This is a genomic window from Clostridium sp. MCC344 (assembly GCF_018785365.1).
Taxonomy (GTDB): domain Bacteria; phylum Bacillota; class Clostridia; order Lachnospirales; family Lachnospiraceae; genus Pilosibacter.
The window spans coordinates 85,967-107,314 of sequence record NZ_WQPQ01000060.1 but is presented as its reverse complement, the minus strand read 5'-3'; the positions used below and the strand labels follow the sequence as shown (position 1 = coordinate 107,314).

The window sequence follows — 21,348 nt, the reverse complement described above, 5'->3', positions numbered from 1 at the left end:
CCCAGACACCGTTTTTATCTACATAGTATCCGTCCGGTGTCCTTTGTCCGGCGTACATAATCCCTCTCTTTCCATCGGAAATCGGGTTAAAATAGTACCAGACTCCATTGAGAAGCATCCAACCGGTCTGCATGCCGTGTTCCGGATCCATATAGAACCAGCCGCCGTAATTCTCATCCCTTAACCAGCCTGTTTTAGCATAACCCATTTCATCAAAGGCCCACCATTTTCCGTTGATCTTCTCCCAATGATATGCGCCGGTGCGGTCGGCCATTGGCCATGTACCGTCACTAAAGCGAAGCCACCAGCCTTTGGCGTCCTTCATCCAATGGCTGTAGCCATCGTTCACGGTCTGATTGGCTGTGCCGGTGATGATGCCCTGTTCCACATTTCTGTAGCCCTTCTGACTGTCCTTTGTAACCTTGTTGGACGGATTCGGGGTTACTTTAACACTACTTTCGTTCGGATCATCATAATCGGAGCTGTCCCCGTCTGAACTGGAGCTGCCACTTCCGGAGCTTCCGCTATTGGAGCCGCTGCCTCCGGACGTGTTATTGCCGGAATTATTTCCGGAATTACCGCCGGATGAACTTTCTTTCGGAGTCACCGTCACCGCAACGGTTTTGACTGCGTCATTGAAATTCGCCATGGACGCTTTCACATATACCAGATACGTTCCCGCCTCTGTAAAGCTTGGGATCTCACTCTGATAATCCACACCATCCATAGAATAGGTAAATACCGCATCCGGGCTAACATTTTCAAGTCCGGTTTCCACAGAAGCATTGATCTTCGGCTGCTGCTCGGTGCCGTTGTAGGTGAGCGGCGCTGCGGATACCGTCATGGACGCGAAATCACGTGGCTTGATAACGCCCTTCAGTGATGAAGTCTCGTTTATCAGCTCATAATTATTCACTTTATCACCCGCTAACGTGATGATTGTCGCATCTATATAGTGTTCTCCAACATCTGCGCTCCGATATGCATATTGGACCTGGTCCGCATGAATATCCTGGAGATCAGGCACACCAGAATCATTCCAAAGTTCAACGAACACACCCTGTTCCTCTGTAATATCCGTAGTCCCATCGTAGACTTTATCTACCGGGCCTCCTGTCATTTGTGATTTTAATTTGCACTTTTCGATTGTAAATGAAGCGTCCATCACACCTTCCCAGTAATTTCTTTTAGCTCCCATCAGTCGAACGATATATGTTCCAGCATCCTTTAACTCTTTAACTGGATTTCCATCCCTATCTGTCCAACCCAATATTGTATAATCCGCGCTGTCAACTTTATTTCCAGAAGAATCTGACCAATTTTCAAACGCTTCTACTTTTATTTCCGAATTTCTGACTTTTCCATTATAAACGACCGTTTGTGGATTGACCGTTACAGCCACATTGTCCTTCGTAAACTCACGTCTTTCAATATTTATTGGATCTTTGGAACGAAATACTTTCGACTCGTAATTATCCGTTATTACCTTTACAAATACATACTGATCAAACGTTACATTTATAATCTTAGGGCATTCTGACAACCACTGGTTTGACAATTGCTTGCTATCCTGTGTTGCAGCCAGTTGATATTCATACTTCGCATCAGCTGGTATATTAGTTGTTGTGATTGTAGCTGCTGGATATCCTTTTGCACCATTATATACACCCTTAGCAGCTTCCACCTTCAAGTCCCACCCAGTAGGAAATGTTCCCGGAGTAACCTTCAATGTTATCGTAACCGGCTTTGCAGGTGTATAGACTCCTGTCCCTTCTGTTGTAACCTGAATTACAAACGTACCTATCTTTTTAACCGTCAAAAGACCATTCGTATCAATAGTTCCTTTTCCTGTGCTTTCATTAAGAATTTCATATGTCAACGCACCTGCATTCTCTGGCTTTTTAATATTCGCACAAGCCTTGACATTCAATACCAATCCATCATTATATGGAACCTCCGCAGGATGGGTGAATGTGATCTTACCAGGATCTGTTCTGTTTCCTTCCGGCACATTTCCACTTCCACTAATTGTACCAGTATTTACAATTGTTCCATTTCCTTCAAAATTACCATTTGCAATAAGCTCTCCTCTATTTATCAGCTTACCATTATCTCCAATCTTTATTCCTCCAGTCTCTAATCTTCCTCCTTCTACTGTCATTGTAGTATTATTCACTATTTCAAGAATATTTACTTTCATGCTCCCACCTTTAATCGTCAGGTTGCCTTTTGTACTAAGTCCCGTATGACCAGTCGGGGAGGTGATGTTAATTGTGCCACCTGCAAGTGTAAAATTAGAATTTGGCTCATGGTCCACTGCTATCTTATTTTCTCCAGTAATCTCAAAGTTGCCTTCAGACATATTAATTGTTCCAGTTGCATATAAACCATACTTTCCATTTCCTTTTGCAGTAACTGACCCTCCATTAATATTTAAGGTTCCATTTCCAGTTACACAAATCGCTCCAGACGCATCATTAAATTTACCCGTAGCTTTCATAACCGCTACAACATTTCCACTTTGTACTGTTAAATTTGCTTCAACCTTTATCCCGCAGGATCCATCACCACTACCTGATGTTTGATTGCCATTAGCAGTTAGAGATGCATCTCCAGTTCCTGCAACAATTGTTGCGTGGGTTCCCCAGCCAGTAATGTAAAGTCCTATTCCACCACAAGACTTTCCTTTCCCATCCAGCTGATTATTACCATTTAACACGATTTCCCAGTCTCCACTAGCTATAGTAATATTACTTGCTGAAGTATCATTTAATGTTAACCGAAATTTATACTGACCATCATTTCCTTGTCCCAAAGAGTCAACCGTTATATTTGTCCGATTCTTTATATTATTAAAACCATTATTATAACTCCAAAAATCTGTCCCATTAAACTTAAGTGTTATGGAGTCCTCTCCTGAAGCCGGGCTTACACGTAAAACATCCCATCCATCATCAATCACCGCCGTCTGGTCTCCCACCACAGACACTTCCACCACCAGCGCATCCACGCCCTCTGCCAGCTCATATCCCTCTTCCAGTTCTGCCTTAAACTCATAGGTGCCTTCCAGTGGCCAGCGGCCTTCTTCGTCCTGCACATACTCCGGGCAGCTCCAGTTGGTGATTGGCAGATTCTTTTCTTCCCCATCTTCAACGTTTTCGCCGTCTTTGCCTTCTTCTACCCGGGCAATAATGGCCGATGGTAAATACTCGATGATCTCTGTAAAGGATGGCTGAGCTTCCTCAGTGATTCCGGTGAGCTCCAGTCTGCCATCAAGCAGATTTTCCTCCGGATCAAACCATGACCATGACAGGATCTTCGTCTGTGAAACCTGTGTGACGGTTCCACCTGTGGCTGTGGTATCTTTCGCATTGGATGGCGTGCTGACAGAAAGTGCTGCCTCGTTCTGAGCAGGCACATCGTTTAAGTTTTTATTTTCATCTGCATTACCAGAAGAATCCTTCCGGTCTGCGGCTTTTTCTCCTGCTTGCTCTTTCTTAGAATCATCCTCGCCTGTATTGGAAGCAACAGCATCCAACGTGTCGGCATTCTCATTATTTTCCTTCTCTGTATCCCGTATACAGCCACTTTCTACGCTGCAAATGTGGGTACATTCCGTAGGTTCCTTTCCGATCTGGGATGGAGTTGCTGTTTTGTCTGCATCTTTGTAGCACTCTGCCGTATGCACATGGACACACCGGTTATTCTCTGTATCCGGCCGGATCTCTCCCCATGCTGTATTCCCAAAAGCTGTCGATATTGCCAACGACATGGCCAGCCAGACCGCAGCTGCTTTTCGTGTATTTTTCATTACCACAACGCCCCTTTCTGATTCCTTTTCACTTTAATGTACGCTCATAAAGTCAGCCTATTGCTCTGCTTTCATTATTTAATAATCCGCGCGACATGTCAAGCAAATACACACGAATTGTTGTTTTTTGGCACAAAAAAAAATAAATAGAAATCCGGAAGGATTCCCAAAGCCTGCGGATCCATTCCGGATTATTCTATACTTAGTGCAAGAGCATCTCTCCGCGAAGATGCGCAGTGATTCTGATAGAAGCATGTCAGCTTCGCTGACCAGAATCACGCGCCAAGTCTCACGGAGGTTCGGCTTGAAGCTCGCTTTACTGCTTGCTTCTTCCGTCCCAGACACCGTTTTTATCTACATAGTATCCGTCCGGTGTCCTTTGTCCGGCGTACATAATCCCTCTCTTTCCATCGGAATTCGGGTTAAAATAGTACCATGCTCCATCGAGAAGCACCCAGCCGGTCTGCATGCCGTGTTCCAGATCCATATAGAACCAGCCGCCGTAATCCTCATCTCTTAACCAGCCTGTCTTAGCATAACCCGTTTCATCAAAGGCCCACCATTTTCCGTTGATCTGCTCCCAGCAATGCGAAACACTACCGGAATCACGCACGCTTCCCTTCGGATAGGTATTATCTGCAAAGCGTAACCACCAGCCATGCTCATCCATCATCCAATGGCTCTTTCCGTCATTGACAAAGCTGTTTGTTTCTCCTGTGATAATTCCTGTTATACTGTCGATCGTTCCTTTGACTGAATCGTGGCTGACTGCACCGCTGCCGGAGGTTTTATCCTGTCCGGAGGACTGGTTGTTGCGACTCGGTCTTTCCGGCTCATCCGAATCATCGGAATCATCCGTTCTTTTCGATTCGTTCGGCTTGCCTGTTTCGCCCGGATTTTCCGTTTCACCTGGCTTTTCCGTTTCACCCGGCTTTTCCGTTTCACCCGGCTTTTCCGTTTCGTCCGGCTTTTCTTCCGTTGCTGTCACTTCTGCCGTACCGGTCATCGCTGCGATCTCATAACGAGCGGATGCCCATTCATTCGGTGTAAATACCACCTCGTAGCTATGGGTGCCCGCCTGTGCCGTCTGAGCCGGATTCTTCCAGGCAAAGCTTCCGTATTCGGTGCTTCCTCCTGATAAGGCAGAGTCACTCAGAGTACTTCCCGCCTTCACCGACGCTGCCGTCGGCCAGGTGATCTGCGGTGCAGCCACCTTTCCGATCGTAAATGTAAATGCAGCCAGAGCAGGCGTGTTGTATTTGGCCGCCCACTCCTGATGAGTGTCAAAATCAAACTCGGCTGTCATCCGGTGCGTTCCTACGGATGCGACTCCCGGCTTCGTCAGGTTGAGAACCGCAGTTCCAGCTTCCCCTACAGGGATCGTATCCGGAACCTGATTTCCATTATCATAGAAGCGGATCTTACCCTGCAGCTTGTCACCATACGCTCCCTGAATACTTGCAATGATATCAAAATCATCCTCGTAGGTTCCGAGAATCCCTTCCGGCTGCTGCGCTCCGGTACTCCGGTTCACAGCCGTTAAGGCAAGGGTGAGTGTTCCTTTTTCAATGGTGATCGTTCCCTTTGCCGGTGTGCTTGTACCAAGGTAATTCGTTCCCTTTGCCATGGTGATGCTTACATCAGCGGCACCAGTACCTTTGATGGTCACCTGACCCTGTTCGTCCACGGTAAGAACATTTTCATTGGAGCTTTCATACTTCAGAGCTCCATCTCCCACTACATTCACACCCATCAAGGAAAAGCTGTCATCTCCATAGGTTTTTTCTCCACTCCATGCTTCCGGATCGATTGAAATCGAACCCTGTATCGGACGGATGGTTCCGGTCTGAGCTGGATATGTGATAAGGTAATTCTGCAGATTCACTGCACTCTCACCCGTCTCAACCCTTGCCTCTGAGGAATCAATGGTTACCGTCTTACCGGTTCCGGCATTGGCATCTTCAAAGCTTCCTTTCAGGCCGCTGATGGTATAGCTCTGACCCGAGCTCTGACCCGGAATTTCTATCTCCACCGTCGCCTCTAATGCGATACCGGTACTTCTGTCATAGTCTTTTTCAATAGGCGTCGTAATAACTGCGGTCAACTCTTTCGGAGATATCTCCGGAGTCACACTTTGGGTCAAAGTTTCTCCATACTGCCCTTCTGATGTCTCAGTCGGTATAAATTCTACTTGATATGCAGTTGTTCCCTTTACCTCCGGATAAATGGATGAAGCGAGCGTTCCTTTCTGATCCTTACTGAAGCTCCATGTTCCAGAAACCGGTGATCTACTATAATTAACAACCTGAAATCCTTCTGCCAGTTGTACCGAAATCTGATCAAGTGTCTGTCCATAGGTTCCCTTCGTTTCAAAGGATACTTTGCCGGCGGGACCGTCGATCAGTAATGCATCCGGTGTTGTCACCGATAAGCGTTCAGCCGGCTTCGATGCAAAACTGTTGTCTGTTGCTTTCACACGAAGGGTTACGTAATACGTGTGAGCCGGTTGCGGCGACCTAAACGTTTTCTCCGACTGCCACTGAAGCTCACCATCCACGGATTTTGAAATTCCGTACTCGTAACTGGAATCGAGCTGTCCATTTACCTTGATAGTGTAGCTGCCTTTCGTTACATCTGTTATCGGATCCGGTTTTTTCGGTCTTACCGGAATCTTTATCTCGGTTACTTCGCCTGCCACTGCGGAACCTGCGGCTGCCTTGCGCACATACAGAGGAATCTCGGTCACATTCTCCGGCTGATTATCCAGAATTTGCGTCAGAGACGCGCCGCCTGCCGAGATTCTTGTCCAGGTTGTGGCATCCTGAGATTCCGCATATTCAAGATCATACAGAGCCGTATTTTTCAGGACTTCCTTTTGATAATCAATGGTGGTCTGTTCACGCTCTAATACATTCTCATCCTTGCCTGCCTCAACCTTTCCGGTAAATTTCACACCGCCAAAGGAGGCTTTCACTGCCTCCAAAGCCGGAAGGTACATATAGAGCTTTCCGCTGGAATCTGTCCGGACATCCTTAAAGCCGTAGGAGCTTCCTTCAATATCTGCTTTTTCAACCAGTACGTTATTCTCATAGATACCGGTCAGATCCGCTGTGGTATAATAAACCGGGTTACCGTTCCCATCTTTTGGTGTATTCTTCTGCCATGTTCCATCTACCTGTTCCCAGCCATAAATGATCGGTCGCGGTATATATCCATCCGCCCCTATCAAACAGATCGTTCCACCCGAAATCTCCACATCGGTTTGTGCCTGTGTATTATTACTTTGTCCCATTCCAATATGAGCAGCTTTTCTCTGATTTGAATTCTTATTACCTAAGCATATAGTACCACCGTCAATCAGCACCTTCGACGAACTATTCGAACCACTTCCGATGCAGGCTCCCTGTTCAGAATAGGCTGTAATCATTCCGCCATGAATCTCAATCTCAGCAGTTATCGCTGAGTTTCCAGGGGCATATCCATAACCGCTTCCAATTCCGGCACCATTCCACGAGCTTGCATTCACCGTTCCGCCTTCTATCACGATTTTACCGGTTCTATTATTGCTGGAAGCACCTCCTGTTCCGATTCCGGCACCATACGATGTTGCTTCTGCAGTTACTGTTCCTCCGCTAATCCGTATTTCTTTTACACTTTTTCCTTCCGAAGCACCGATGGCAGCTCCCCTAGAATTGTAATACGTCATTTTTGCAATTACAGTTCCACCCTGGATGTGAATGATTCCTGCATCCTGTTCTACATTTCCTCCAATTGCTGCACCCGTCTTGCTTACCTTTGTGTTATTGATCACCTCTATGGAGCCCGGCTGTTCCGGTTCCTTGTCAATCGTAAGCTTTGCATCCTTCGCCACGCTGATGCCGGCAGGTGAAGATGAAGATTTCCCTGATATATTAATCGAAATCTTGTTTTCCCCTTCCAGATAGGTGGTCACCTGGGACTTTCCGTTTATCTGAATCGGTGCGATAGCCTTTGCCGGTGTAATCGTAAGGTTCTTTAATACGAGCTTTAATTCCTCGGAAGCTGGTGTATCCACAGAGAGAAGATGATTCTCTACCAGCTTAGATGAAGTGATCCGATAGCATTTCTCGTAGGACTGGCCTATTAGCCTTGCTGTAACCACCTGGCCGGAATCATCTCTTTTAGAATATAAAATGGTCAGCTGACCATCTGCCCCGGAAAAAGATATATCTCCAAGGGAAAGATCCAGTTCTCCCGCCAGCGCCTCTGCCGCATTTAATACAGTAATATCCGTTCCGGCAGCCTCAGCCTTTACCGTTTCGCTGTTCAGGGTAAAGCTTCCACCGGAGCTGCCTAATTCTGTGATGCCTGTATTTATCACAAACTGGTAATTTCCGGCCGGAAGATATGCCAGAGCATATGCATGATTGCCTGCTTCTGCATCGATTGTAAGCTTCCCGTCAAAGGCAAACTGGCCTTCGTTCTGCTTTAATTCCACCGGAGCTTCTAAGGCTCCAGCCAGCCGGCCGGCCGTCAGGGATACATTCTCTGCCGCCTGCACCTTTGATGAATAGAAGTGGAACCGGACAGGATACAGGGGTTCTCCGATGGTGAGAGAAAGCTTCGTTTCCTCCTCTGACTTCATCGTGAGGGTTCCTGTTACTGTAAAGCTATTCGTATTTTCTCCTTCCCCTCCTTCTTCCTGTACCTGAACCGATACCGGAACCTCTCCGAACAGAGGCGTATACCAGCTGACATTACCAGTCTTTATCTGATAACCGGAAGCTTTTTGAGATGAATAGGTTACTACATCCGGTGCAGTGCCGCCTTCGCTTGCTTCTTCCCCGATTTGAGCTGTCAGTGTATATTTCTTACCATCCCTCAAACGGCCATCATGGATGGTCAGATCCATTGTCTTCTGGTAGGCGGTTTTTCCAAGTGTGACGGAGATGGTTTCATCCATTCCTTTGTTTAAAGCAACCCTTCCCTCCATCGTCTTACCTGTCCCACCACCGGAAGGCGTCAGCTCTACAACCATCTGCATATTTCCGGAATGGCCTATCCACTGGGTTATATCCGGTATCGTTCCCATGAATCCGGAGACGGTCATTTCTGCCTTTGTCTGATAAACCGGGTTTGTTCTTTCTGTATCATTCTCCCGATACAGGGATATGTCAGCCTGATAGGTTCCACCTGATAGCTGGTTATCATAAGCGGTGATCCGGAATGTTTTTTTCCCGTAGGTGCATTCTCCCCGGGGAGCAATCTTGCTTTCAAGCGGCAGCTCCAGCTGCACCTTCTCGGAAATAGTGACACTGCCGCCTTTCATGCTATTTCCATTAACATCCCTTAACACTCCATAACCAATATTTCCGCCCTTTACCTTCACAGATCCACTTAATATCTGGATCTCACCACAGGATAATTTTAAATCACTCACTCCATTCCATCCGCTGCCGATGGCTGCTCCCAGATATCCCCACGCACTATTATAAGAAGATACGGTTATATCGGGAGCTTCGCCATTCGCCCCGTCGATCACGATCGTGTCTACACCTCCACCAGTTCCGCCTCCGATTCCGGCTCCTGTATTCTTTCCTCCTGTTGCGGTTATCCTTCCACCCAGTATTTTAATGGTTCCGCCGATTCCATAGGTACCGGTTCCGATTCCGGCTCCTCCTTGATAATCCGTCACTCCGGAAACCCAATAAACTCCACCTTCAGCTGCAATGGTTCCACCCTTGATTATAATCGTTCCTGTCCCATATTTCGTACCGTCGAAATCTTTTGTTTCGAGAGCTCCATGGAAATAGGAGACCGCATCGGCATTTCCTCCGATACCGGCGGCCCCATAGGCACCTCCCACTGCCCTCAGGCTTCCGTTACTATTCTCCGTAATAACCAGTGTTGCCCCTTTTTCCACCTCAATTCCGGCTCCATGCTCCAGCCCCAAAAGTGTATTGTCTCCTTCTAAGGTCAGATTCAGCTGGGCATTGCCTTTCAGGTAAATACCAGCCAGATCCCATCCTCTGGCACCGTCGCCACCAGATTTGATCGTTACATCTTTAATGGTCAGATTGACCGTAACATTATCAATTGTGATACCGCCCTTGATTTTTAAATAATCACTCGGCCGGGTGCTCGGGCAATAGCTGCCGGTTATGGTTTTTCCATCAAAGTCATTTCGGTTATCGCTGTTAATGTTCAGATAGTTATTATTCAGATCATACTCCCCGCCTGCCAGAGTCATCAGCTGCATCTCTCCTACGAGAACGCAGATTTCCGGAAGCTTTGCCTCCTCTCCCACCGGATATTCCTCCGGCAGAACCGGTGTGTAGACATAGGCACAGCCGTTGTAGTCCTGATTCGCCTCATAATAGCCATTCCAAGTCTTATCGGAGGTTTCGATAGGCTCTCCATCCTCGTCAAATTCTTCAAAATAATCCTGTGGGGAGATCCCGCCGTGAAATTCCGGATAGTCGCTCTCATTGATATCCAGCTTCCAGGTCACGCCGGAAATCCTGCTGATATCCTCATCTGCATCCGTCTCCGAGCTTTCTTTTTCGGTGTCAGCTTCCGCATCTATCTGCTGTTCGCCTTCTGCTTTTTGAATATCCTCTAAAGTTTCCTGCTCCATCCGAACCTCCAGAGTATCCGGAAGGATGATATCGCTTTCTTTGGCACCCAGAGAGAGCTTCTGCACTGCAATGGACTCATCCAGCTCCAGAAACGCCTCTATCTCTGCTTTTGTCTCTGCTCCTGTTGCTGTGCCGTTTGGTGCTCCGTTTGCACCTGACTCGCCGCGGTTATCTCTTACTTCCGCATTCGACGGAGAAGCATCCGACGGAGAGGCTTTTAATGCAGATTTTTTTAATACAGCTTCTTTTTCTGCTGTTTCCGCAGTATCATCTGCCTCCGTTTCAGCCCCTATCCGCTGCAGCGAACCGGCCGCCAACGCCTGCGGCTGCCATTCACATGTATTCCATATTAATATAGCTGACAATGCAGCTGCTAAAATTCGTTTCGATTTTTTTCTCATACCATTTTCCTCCCACTGAGACAAATTTGCTATTACTCACCACCCGAAAGAGGCGGGAGTCTTCTCGACTGAGATAAATATCAAGTTCCCGCAATATTTACATTTTTCGCATAATCTTCTATACTAATAGTATATCAATTACGTGTTTTTCTGAAAACCACCTCGACGCAAATGGTCAAACCTCGACCTATTTGGTTCAGAAGCATCGTGGTGAAGGGAGTGCTGCAATTATGATGCATATTGCTATTGTGGAAGATTTCGTTTTCGATCAGAAGCATCTGATCGATTTAATACAGAAGAATTTCGAGGAGCATGGAGAAATGGCTGATTTTACCTGCTATGAGAGCGGTGAAGCATTTTTAGAGGCTTTCCGCCCCGGTCTTTTCAACGCTGTATTTATGGATATTATGCTTGCAAAAAACGGTCTGAACGGGATTGAAACAGCCGAAAAGCTTCGAACTGTTGCCGCACGGATCCCTCTTATCTTTGTGAGCAATGAGCGGGATTATTCCCTTGAGGGATACCGGGTACATCCGCTTGACTATCTCTTAAAGCCGGTGGATGCAGACGCTCTGGACTGGTGCCTCAATGAGATCCGCACCTTTCTTTCCGAACCGGCTTACATTGAGATTCAGGCTGTCCTTGGACAGGGACAGTCATCCTGCCAGCGGATTCTTCTGGATGATTTTTTATACGCGGAAACGCAGAATCACCGCCTGATCATCCACACGTTAAAAGGGGACGTTGCCACGCGCCTCTCTTTTTCGGATCTAATGGCGCTGCTGCCAAAGGGCGGGCGTTTTTATATGAGCGGCCGCAGTCTCCTCCTCAATTTTTCGCAGGTGATCTCTGTGGAGGAGGATGGTTCTGTCCGTCTAAAAAATGGTTCCTGCCTTTTCTGCAGCCGTCGAAAGAAAAAAGAGACAAAGGAAGCATTTATGGAATACCTGTTTACCTGTATGCGGAAGGGAATGAATTCATAAAATATTTTAGACCAAAAACCTGGAGTATCAGATAGCGAAAATAAATCCTACGGAGGAATAGCTGATGAGTAATGCAGGCTTATTTCTACATACTGCTATTAATTTTGATGAAGTTGCAGCGGCTTTAGATTATGGGCAAAGAACTTTAGATCACGCAACCTATGCAAAGGTAACAAACGCCTTTAAGAAAATGATATTTCACTGCCTTCTCTGGATCTTTATATCCATAATCATCTGTTGTGGCACTGTACTATTAAGCCATCATATCCAGAACCTGAAGACAAATGAATTGCTGACAGCTTATAATGCAACGACTTTTAAAGGAGGAGTACGAACCAGTCCAACCACGGTAATGTATACAGAAGGCAGCTCCTATCAATATGATGTCTCCAGACTTGGATTGAATCTTGATACAGATTTTCCGCATCAGAGAGCATTAACCTTATTATTAGATGACCAAAACCAGCTGAAAGGCGTTATTTCTAATGATGATTCCAACAAAATAACCGATATATTCGCATTTGGACTTGTTTTCGGAATGATCGAGATAGCGGTGATCATGATCGTCTATGCATTTTTTGTTCGTAAGCATACGTCTTATGGCTCGTATATTATAGCGGATATATTTTTATTTACAAGTAACTTCGTCTAAATATCTTGTATTATATGTACTCCACCTTACAGGTATCTCCCCGTCACACTTTCTTTCACATTTTTGATCTCCTCCGGCGTCCCACACGCAACAATCCGGCCACCCTGTTCTCCGCCGCCAGGGCCCATGTCGATGATATAGTCGGCATTTTTAATCACATCCAGGTCGTGTTCGATGACAAGGACGGTGGCTCCGTTTTCAATCAGCGTCTGGAATACACCGAGGAGCACCTGGACATCCGCCGGGTGAAGACCGATCGTCGGCTCATCGAAGACGAAGACCGTGTCCTCCTGGGCTTTTCCCATCTCGCTTGCAAGTTTCAGTCGCTGGGCCTCGCCGCCGGAGAGGCTCGGGGTCTCCTCGCCCAGAGTCAAGTAGCCAAGTCCTAAATCCCTTAATACCTGCAGTCTCTGGGAGACAATCTTCATATCCCTGCAATTCTCCAGCGCCGTATTGATATCCATATCCATAAGTTCCGGCAGGGAATGGGAAACTCCCCTTTTATCCGTGTGCTTTACAAGATCCGCCTCTTTCGAATATCTCGATCCGCGGCAGTCCGGGCACGGGATCTCCACGTCCGGCAGGAACTGGACATCCAGGCTGATCACGCCTGTTCCGTCACATCCAGGGCAGCGGAGTTTTCCCGTATTGTAGGAGAAATCCCCGGTCTTATACCCAAGACGTTTCGCGTCCGGTGTTCTCGCAAAGATCTTTCGCAGCTCATCATGGACATTCGCATAGGTCGCCACCGTGGAGCGGACATTCGTGCCGATGGGTGCCGCGTCGATGAGCTTCACTTGACGGATCCCCTCCGCCTGGATCTCATGGACGTGTTCCGGACGTTTTTCGCCGTGAATCATGGCGGATAACGCCGGGATCAGACTCTCTAAGACGAAAGTCGTCTTTCCGGAACCGGAAACTCCTGTGACCACGGTCATCCGACCTTTCGGGATATCCGCAGACAAAGGTTTTACCGTGTGGATATTTCCGGTGGAGATATGGATTTTTCCATACTCAAACATATTCTCCCGATTCGCCCGGACTCTCGTGCAGGTATCCGCTTTTCCGGATAGGAACGGTCCCAATACCGACTTTCCCGATTCTTCGATCTCCCCGATGGTCCCCTCCGCAATGACGGTTCCGCCGCCAGCCCCGGCTTCCGGTCCCATCTCGATCATCCAGTCAGACTCCTTTAAGATCTGGACGTCATGATCCACGAGAACTACGGAGTTTCCGTCTGCAATCAGGTCATGCATGACACCGGTGAGTCCCTCGATATTCGACGGGTGAAGACCGATAGACGGCTCGTCCAGCACATAGAGGACACCCGTCGTGCGGTTTCTCACGGCTCTCGCGAGCTGCATTCTCTGGCGTTCCCCAGTGGAGAGTGTAGATGCGGCGCGGTCCAGGGAGAGATATCCCAACCCAAGGTCTAATAACCGCTTTGCCACCTCTAGAAACGACGCGCAGATATTCTCCGCCATCGGGCGCATCTCCTTCGGAAGAGACCACGGCACACTGCGGACCCACTCCGTGAGGTCATTTAATGGCATTCGGCACATTTCATCCAGGGAGATTCCCCGGAGCCTCGGCGCTCTCGCTGCCTCCGAGAGTCTGGAACCGCCGCAATCCGGGCAGATGTCCTGTTTTAAGAACTTTTCCACTCGCTTCATGCCCTTTTCGTCTTTTACCTTCGCCAGGGCATTCTCCACCGTGTAGACCGCATTATAATAAGTAAAATCAAGCTCACCCGCCTGATTGCTGTTCTTGGCATGGTAAAAGATGTGCTTTTTCTCCGCCGGTCCGTTGTATACAATGTTCTTTTCCTTCTCCGTGAGATCCTTAAATGGCACGTCCGTCCGCACCCCCATCTCCCGGCAGACGTCCGTCATCAGGGACCACATGAGGGAATTCCACGGAGCTACCGCGCCCTCATCGATGGTAAGGGATTCATCCGGCACCAGGGCCGCACGGTTAACAGTGCGTACGATTCCCGTTCCGTCGCATGTCCTGCAGGCGCCTTGGCTGTTGAAGGCCAGTTCCTCCGCCGACGGGGCGTAGAATTTTTCCCCGCACTTCGGACAGGAGAGTTCCTTTCCCGCCGCCACAAGAAGGGTTGGTTCGATATAATGTCCGTTCGGACATCGGTGGCTCGCCAGTCTCGACACCATGAGACGCAGGCTGTTTAAAAGCTCCGTTCCTGTTCCGAAGGTACTGCGGATCCCCGGGATCCCAGGCCTCTGGTGAAGCGCCAGCGCCGCCGGGACATAGAGTGCCTCATCCACCTGTGCCTTCGCCGCCTGGGTCATACGGCGTCTCGTGTAGGTGGAGAGCGCCTCTAAGTAGCGCCTGGAACCTTCCGCGTAGAGGACACCCAGAGCCAGGGATGATTTTCCCGAACCAGAGACTCCGCCGATGGCGACGATCTTGTTTAAAGGAACGTCCACATCAATATTTTTCAAGTTATGGACCCGTGCGCCGCGGATCTTGATTTTTTCGATCATAGTTTCTCCCTACTGCCCGTTCTTCGAATACATCACCTTCGCGCTGATCCCCTTGATCTTTCCAAGCTTCCCTGAAAGCGCATTGATCCAGTCAGACGGGGCATCAACGATGACGCTGATGATGTTCACTTGCTTCTTCTCGTACGGAAGTCCCATTCTTCCGATAATATACGGGCTGTAATCGTGAAGGATTCTGTTGATCTCCCCCACAGCCTCTTTATCTTCCACAATAATTCCCACTACCGCGATTCTTGTTTCCTGTTCCATACTGCTCTCCTTCTGTCCTGTCCGAAATCATTTCCTTCATCTTAATGCGCCGGGAATCCTTATGTCAAGTGTGCACAAAAAAATAGTCCCGGCATACAGACTCTCTGCGTCCACACTGCCGGAACCATTCTTCATATTTTCTGCCGCTGTTTTACAACACACCAGCCTTTATTACTTTCTCACAAGCAGAGACTTACCAGTCATCTCTTTCGGCTGTTCCATTCCCATAAGTTCAATCAGGGTCGGAGCGATATCTGCGAGGCAGCCGCCTTCTCTGAGGCCGTAGCCCTCGCCCGCGTTTACAAGAATGAACGGAACCGGGTTTGTTGTGTGAGCGGTCCACGGCTCTCCTGTCTTGTAGTCGATCAGCTGCTCTGCGTTTCCGTGGTCAGCACAGATGAACATCACGCCATCAACCTCTTTGATTGCCTCAACTGCTTTTCCAACGCACTCGTCGACAGCCTCGATGGCCTTGATCGCTGCGTTCTCAACACCTGTGTGGCCTACCATATCCGGATTTGCGAAGTTTACGATGATAACATCATATTTTCCGGAGCGGATCGCGTCTGTCAGCTTCTCACAAACGGCCGGTGCGCTCATCTCCGGCTGAAGGTCATAGGTTGCGACCTTCGGGGACTTCACGAGGATACGGTCCTCACCCGGATTCGGTTCCTCAACGCCGCCGTTGAAGAAGAAGGTAACGTGGGCATATTTCTCTGTCTCAGCAATTCTCGCCTGAGTCTTCCCGTGGGCAGCAAGGAACTCACCGAGAGTATTCTTGATCGTCTCTTTCTTGAATGCGACAAGTTTGTTCGGGATCGTCTCATCGTAATCAACAAAGCATACATAGGTGGTCTTGATCCTCTTCGCTCTCGCAAATCCTGTAAACTCGTCATCACAGAATGCGCGGGTCATCTCTCTTGCGCGGTCCGGACGGAAGTTGAAGAAGATCACGGAATCATTGTCCTTAATGGTTCCGATCGCATTTCCATCTTCTCCTGTCACGACAGCCGGAACAACGAACTCATCTGTCTTTCCGTCATCGTAGGACGCCTGAATCAGGGCCGTCGCTGATGTTCCCTTATTGCCCTCACCTGCTGTCAGTGCCTTATACGCAAGCTCCACACGATCCCAGCGGTTGTCACGGTCCATCGCATAATAACGTCCCATCACAGATGCAACCTTGCCGACGCCGAGTTCTTTCATCTTCTCTTCCAGAGCCGCAACAAAATCCTTTCCGGATGCCGGCGGTGTATCACGTCCATCAAGGAAGCAGTGAACGAATACCTTGTCGAGTCCGTTTCTCTTTGCAAGCTCTAAGAGTCCGTAGACATGAGTGATATGGCTGTGCACGCCGCCGTCGGATAAGAGTCCGAACAGGTGCAGTGCGGAATTGTTCTTTTTACAGTTTTCAACAACTGCGAGGAACTCTTCGTTCTTGAAGAAATCTCCATCCTGAATGGATTTTGTGATTCTTGTCAGCTCCTGGTAAACGATGCGTCCTGCGCCCATGTTCAGATGTCCGACCTCAGAGTTTCCCATCTGGCCCTCCGGAAGTCCAACAGCGAGTCCGCTGGCCTGACCTTCCACAAACGGGCACTCCTTCATTAAGCGGTCCATCACCGGCTTCTTCGCCTCATATACCGCATTTCCTTCATGTGTTTTATTCAGTCCGTAACCATCGAGGATCATTAACACTACTGGCTTTTTGCTCATGATTTTTTCTCCTTTATTGCGTGACTGCAGGAGCCCGCTCCAAACGGCAGCTTCCTGCGCTCTTTATAAATGCAATCATATTTCTGCGGTCGGAACGGAGCTTTCCGTCCAACGCTTTGATATCGGTACTATCATCGCAGAAACATCTATATTTTATACCAATTAGAACGTTCCTGCAACCGTTTCGGAGTAGAAATTGTTATAATTTTATCAGTCTTGATCTGCGCGATCCTCCCCGCCTTCTTTCTCTCCGTAATTTCCACTCCAGAAAACTCATGCCCGAAAAAAGGAGCTTCCTTCCAGGTGAGCATTCTATCCTACAGCGATTTCACAATTTTTTCACATCAAACACAATATTTCGACACATTTTTCCAGTATCCTGTAAAGCGTAACAGGACAGCAAGCCTGGAACAAAATATACTTTTTCATACTTGACCGGCAGAGCGTTCTGCCGGTCCCTCCCTTTTGTTTTAAAAACATTTACAATATAAATCCCCTCTTTTAAGTCTGCCGCAGGATCGGAAATGCGGCAGTCTTTTTATTCATTCCGTCAATCGCTTGAAATACAGTTCTGTATAACAGACTGTACTGAAATATGATTCATGCATCTTCATATTGCTTGCATTTAGGATCTGCCGTCAGGGTCATAGTGTTCTTATCGATCTTTGAATTGAATTTTCATGTTTCTTTTCGATTTTTTGGGTTTCTGTGAACTTTCCGGACATTTTTCTTCCTGCTCGCAGCGCATGATTCCCATACCCATCGATTGCTGTTTTTCCTTATAAAATAAGGCTTTGTGAGGTTTTTCTTGATCCCGGAAGATTCGCCGAAAAAACTTTTTTTCAAAAAATTGAAATTTTTTCAAAAAAACGCTTGCATTTTTTTCAAGGTCATGCTATTATATACGAGTCGCTGGTGAACAGCACAAAACACAAAACCTTAAAGACATCGAGGCGTGGCTCAGTTTGGTAGAGCGCTGCGTTCGGGACGCAGAGGTCGCAAGTTCGAATCTTGTCGCCTCGATTCCGGCCTGTTGGTCAAGCGGTCAAGACGACGCCCTCTCACGGCGTAAACCCGGGTTCGATTCCCGGACAGGTCATGAAGCTGTATGGAATTCCATACAGCTTCTTTTTTATGTCTATCATAGTTTCATTAATACAAGAAAACCCCAGAGGCTGCCACCTCTGGGGTTTTTGCGTCGCATGAGAAAAGTTCACCACATTTCTTAGCTGCCTACATCATATTCTATTTTTTTAATGTCAATATGATATCAAAATCACCCATCCAAAGAACTCCAGGCAGGAACCTTTTTTTCATATACTATGACTCTTTTCGAATTTTTTCACAAATAATTCATGTTTTCTTCCCTCTTTTTGTTACAATTTATGCTATAATGTCAATAGACGAGTCATGGTGAAGTATCATGACTCTATTTACGCAAGAAAAAGCTGATCCGCTGCTTCTTTTGGACCGGTTTTTGCGCCACTGACCCGGCGGCGGCTGCCGCCTGTACCCGAAGGAGGAACATCGAGAACCTATGGATTACGCAGTATTAAAAAAGAACTTTGAAAACCATCGTTTTCATACATCATATTTCGAGACAAAGGAGGAAGCTGCCGCTTATCTGAGTAACCAGATCAAGGGCGAGAAGGTCGGCTTTGGCGGCTCCATCACCGCAAAAGTGATGAATCTCTTTGAGGTCCTCGGAAAAGACAACGAAGTGATCTGGCACTGGGAACAGGGACCGGATGCAAGGATCCGGGCAAAAAAAGAATCTACCGTATACATACTGAGCGCAAATGCCGCTGCAGAGACCGGACAGATCATCAACATCGACGGGACCGGAAACCGTCTTTCCGAGAGCTTATTTGGACCGAAACGAGTATACTATGTGATCGGGAAAAATAAAATCGCGCCGGATCTGTCCTCCGCAATGGATCGCGCGCGAAATATCGCCTGTCCAAAGAACGCGGCGCGTTTTAACAAGAAGACTCCTTGCGTCGTGTCCGATGACCAAAAGTGCTATGACTGCAACAGTCCGGAGAGGATCTGTAACGCGATCCTGATCTTAGAACGCCCCTGTACCGGAATGGAAGTTGAAATGGTATTTATCAATGAAGATCTTGGATATTAAAGGAGAGACACATGAATATTCTGTTTTTTCTGACACCAAAGAGTGATGTGGCATTTATCTATTCTGACGCGAACCTGAGAGAAGCGATCGACCTGATGGAAGCGCACCGCTACTCCGCCCTGCCGATCCTTACGAAACAAGGACGGTATGCCGGAACGCTGACGGAAGGTGATCTGCTCTGGTACATGAAGAGCCATATGAACCAGAGTTTAAAGGATATGGAGCTGATCTCCATCATGGAAGTAAAGCGCCGTCAGGACAACAGCCCGGTAAATGCCGGTGCGAAAATGGAAGATCTGCTGGACAAGGCGATGCAGCAGAACTTTGTCCCGGTACTCGATGACAATAAATCCTTTATCGGAATTATCACGAGACGTGATATCATGAAATATTTTTCCGGTTCCTATAAGAAAACAGGAAATGCTTAAGTTATTGGATTCCGGTTCAAATGGCTTTTTCCAGACTGTCGCATAAATTCCTGTCATTTTCTTCCAGCATCATTTTCTGCCGTCCGGTTATACTGATACCATCCCAGAAAAAGGTGGTGAGAAATGATGAATCAGGAAAAGAACGACAGCATCCAGTGCTCGATCCATAACTGCGTGCATCATGCGGAAAATGTGGATTACTGCACCTTAGACCGCATCCATGTAGGAACGCATGAGCTCAATCCTACAAAAAAGGAATGTACCGACTGTGATTCCTTCCAGTGCAAGATGTAGTCCTGTCTGACCCTTGACGAGAAAAGAGATCCCTTCCTCCCATAAATTTTATGGAAAAGGAACGGGATCTCTTTTTCTATTCTTCTACCGTGAATTTCCTGCCCTCACCGGTGCCGGATCGAAGCTCGGATTGAACGCATAGAAATTTCTGGAATCGAGCCGGTCCTGGAGGCCGCGGAGTGCTTCGCCGAAGCGCTGGAAATGGACGATCTCGCGTTTTCTGAGGAAACGGATCGGTTCGCAGACATCTGGATCCGTCACGACACGAAGGATGTTGTCGTAGGTGCTCCGGGCTTTCTGTTCCGCAGCAAGGTCCTCAAACAGATCGGTGATCGGATCACCCTTCGACTGGAATTCGCAGGCATTAAACGGCACGCCGCCGGCTGCCTGGGGCCAGATCCCTGTGGTATGGTCGATATAGTACGGGCCGAATCCCTGCGCTTCCAGCTCCTCCGCTGTTAAGTTTCTCGTGAGCTGGTGAACGATCGCCGCGACGATCTCCAGATGGGCGAGCTCCTCCGTTCCGATATCCGTCAGAACCGCTTTCTGCTCCCCATACGGCATTGAGTAGCGCTGGGAGAGATAGCGCATGGACGCACCCATCTCGCCGTCAGGCCCACCGTACTGGCTCATGATAAACTGTGCCATCTTCGCATTCGGCTCCTTAATATTCACCGGAAACTGCAGTCTTTTTTCATAGACCCACATCTTAACATCCTCCTTCCCACGGCCATTTTTCAGTTACCCAGTCCCAGGATGAGGATGTCACATCGGCATATCTCAATGGTCCAAACTGGCTTTCATAGGCGGCAATGGCCTGATTTCGCATGTCGCGGACAGCCTGGTAATAGCGGAGTGCATCCTGATTTTCCGGATGAGTGTCCAGGAACAGGACCACATCATCCATCGCAAATCCTGCCTCCATGATCTGGCGCATCAGTGCCTCTTTATCCTGAAATATCATGTCTCCACCGCCCTGACAGCTGCCGCACGCCGGCACGACATTCTGAGCAGACAGGCGCGGATCACGGATCGGTTCTGCCGGCATTCCCGGCATCATACTGCATCGATAGAATTCTTTCATCTTCTGCACCTCCCCATCGCGAATGGAAGATCCAGAGTCGGGAAGATCGTCCCCCGGACAAAGCCTCTGGCTAACGGATATGTGGTTCCCCACATCTGCACCGGGACGTAGCCCATTCCTACCGGAAATATCGGATCATTGCCGTCAAAGCAGGCACGGGACACCGGGCGGACGACAGGTCCCGGGCCGGAAATATCAGATGGAAGTCTGCCGCAGCCGCAGGGAGAAGTCCGGGCGGTATCCGGCAGATCAGAATTTCTGCAATTCATATGCGGATGTCTCCTTTCTTTGTTCTGATATTATGGTATGCACAAAATCAAAAATGGGATCTTTCCACTGCGAAAAAGAGCCTTCAGAAATTTCTCCCTGAAAGCTCTTCCACAAAACTCCTCTTTATTTTATTGCCGCACACTGTCTCTTCCCTGCGCATCCATAACCGGATTGATTCGTGGGCACA

At 48.1% G+C, this 21,348-nt stretch carries 12 protein-coding genes, 2 tRNA genes and 1 pseudogene; 7 read left to right on the top strand and 8 right to left on the bottom strand.

The window, feature by feature from the left end:
- Both GPK90_RS14040 and GPK90_RS14035 read right to left on the bottom strand, forming a co-directional pair.
- A pseudogene (locus GPK90_RS14040) lies at positions 1 to 3,811 on the bottom strand (hypothetical protein); the annotation flags it as partial.
- A 316-nt stretch (positions 3,812 to 4,127) separates the two neighbouring features.
- The gene (locus GPK90_RS14035) at positions 4,128 to 10,829 is read right to left on the bottom strand and encodes a YDG domain-containing protein (RefSeq protein ID WP_215703267.1); all 6,702 of its coding nucleotides are present in this window, start codon (positions 10,827 to 10,829) and stop codon (positions 4,128 to 4,130) included.
- 230 nt (positions 10,830 to 11,059) lie between these two features.
- On the opposite strand from GPK90_RS14035, the gene GPK90_RS14030 reads away from it, so the two are divergent.
- The gene (locus tag GPK90_RS14030) at positions 11,060 to 11,812 is read left to right on the top strand and encodes a LytR/AlgR family response regulator transcription factor (protein ID WP_215703266.1); all 753 of its coding nucleotides are present in this window, start codon (positions 11,060 to 11,062) and stop codon (positions 11,810 to 11,812) included.
- 64 nt (positions 11,813 to 11,876) lie between these two features.
- Positions 11,877 to 12,464 (top strand): hypothetical protein, encoded by a 588-nt coding sequence (locus GPK90_RS14025; RefSeq protein ID WP_215703265.1) that lies wholly within the window; start codon positions 11,877 to 11,879, stop codon positions 12,462 to 12,464.
- A gap of 26 nt (positions 12,465 to 12,490) precedes the next feature.
- On the opposite strand, the gene GPK90_RS14020 is transcribed toward GPK90_RS14025, so the two are convergent.
- From GPK90_RS14020 to gpmI, 3 genes are all read right to left on the bottom strand, one after another.
- Positions 12,491 to 14,968 (bottom strand): excinuclease ABC subunit UvrA, encoded by a 2,478-nt coding sequence (locus tag GPK90_RS14020; RefSeq protein ID WP_215703264.1) that lies wholly within the window; start codon positions 14,966 to 14,968, stop codon positions 12,491 to 12,493.
- Between the two features lie 9 nt (positions 14,969 to 14,977).
- A complete protein-coding gene (locus GPK90_RS14015; RefSeq protein WP_118599001.1) occupies positions 14,978 to 15,235 on the bottom strand; it encodes a TM1266 family iron-only hydrogenase system putative regulator in 258 nt (85 codons plus the stop codon).
- Between the two features lie 171 nt (positions 15,236 to 15,406).
- Complete coding sequence (gpmI, locus tag GPK90_RS14010; RefSeq protein WP_215703263.1) at positions 15,407 to 16,951, bottom strand: 2,3-bisphosphoglycerate-independent phosphoglycerate mutase; 1,545 nt, start codon at positions 16,949 to 16,951, stop codon at positions 15,407 to 15,409.
- Between the two features lie 949 nt (positions 16,952 to 17,900).
- On the opposite strand from gpmI, the gene GPK90_RS14005 reads away from it, so the two are divergent.
- The 5 genes from GPK90_RS14005 (at position 17,901) to GPK90_RS13985 (ending at position 19,807) form a co-directional block, all read left to right on the top strand.
- Positions 17,901 to 17,974 (top strand) — tRNA-Pro (locus GPK90_RS14005).
- A 4-nt stretch (positions 17,975 to 17,978) separates the two neighbouring features.
- A tRNA-Glu gene (locus GPK90_RS14000) sits at positions 17,979 to 18,050 on the top strand.
- A 438-nt stretch (positions 18,051 to 18,488) separates the two neighbouring features.
- Positions 18,489 to 19,085 (top strand): lactate utilization protein, encoded by a 597-nt coding sequence (locus GPK90_RS13995; protein WP_215703262.1) that lies wholly within the window; start codon positions 18,489 to 18,491, stop codon positions 19,083 to 19,085.
- An 11-nt stretch (positions 19,086 to 19,096) separates the two neighbouring features.
- Positions 19,097 to 19,513 carry a CBS domain-containing protein gene (locus GPK90_RS13990; RefSeq protein WP_118530560.1) on the top strand — a complete coding sequence of 139 codons (417 nt, stop codon included), beginning with the start codon at positions 19,097 to 19,099 and terminating at the stop codon, positions 19,511 to 19,513.
- A gap of 123 nt (positions 19,514 to 19,636) precedes the next feature.
- Positions 19,637 to 19,807 (top strand): DUF1540 domain-containing protein, encoded by a 171-nt coding sequence (locus GPK90_RS13985; protein WP_021903995.1) that lies wholly within the window; start codon positions 19,637 to 19,639, stop codon positions 19,805 to 19,807.
- A gap of 84 nt (positions 19,808 to 19,891) precedes the next feature.
- Here the strand turns inward: GPK90_RS13985 and GPK90_RS13980 are convergent, their stop codons facing one another.
- Genes GPK90_RS13980 through GPK90_RS13970 form a run of 3 tightly spaced genes read right to left on the bottom strand, consistent with a single transcriptional unit; the run spans position 19,892 to position 21,160 of the window.
- The gene (locus GPK90_RS13980; protein WP_215703261.1) at positions 19,892 to 20,515 is read right to left on the bottom strand and encodes a manganese catalase family protein; all 624 of its coding nucleotides are present in this window, start codon (positions 20,513 to 20,515) and stop codon (positions 19,892 to 19,894) included.
- A gap of 1 nt (position 20,516) precedes the next feature.
- Positions 20,517 to 20,891, bottom strand: coding sequence for a spore coat protein CotJB (locus GPK90_RS13975; RefSeq protein WP_243106552.1), 375 nt, complete (start codon positions 20,889 to 20,891; stop codon positions 20,517 to 20,519).
- The gene (locus tag GPK90_RS13970) at positions 20,888 to 21,160 is read right to left on the bottom strand and encodes a spore coat associated protein CotJA (RefSeq protein ID WP_118514883.1); all 273 of its coding nucleotides are present in this window, start codon (positions 21,158 to 21,160) and stop codon (positions 20,888 to 20,890) included. Before GPK90_RS13970 ends, GPK90_RS13975 begins: the two co-directional genes overlap by 4 nt.
- Between the last annotated feature and the right edge of the window lie 188 nt (positions 21,161 to 21,348).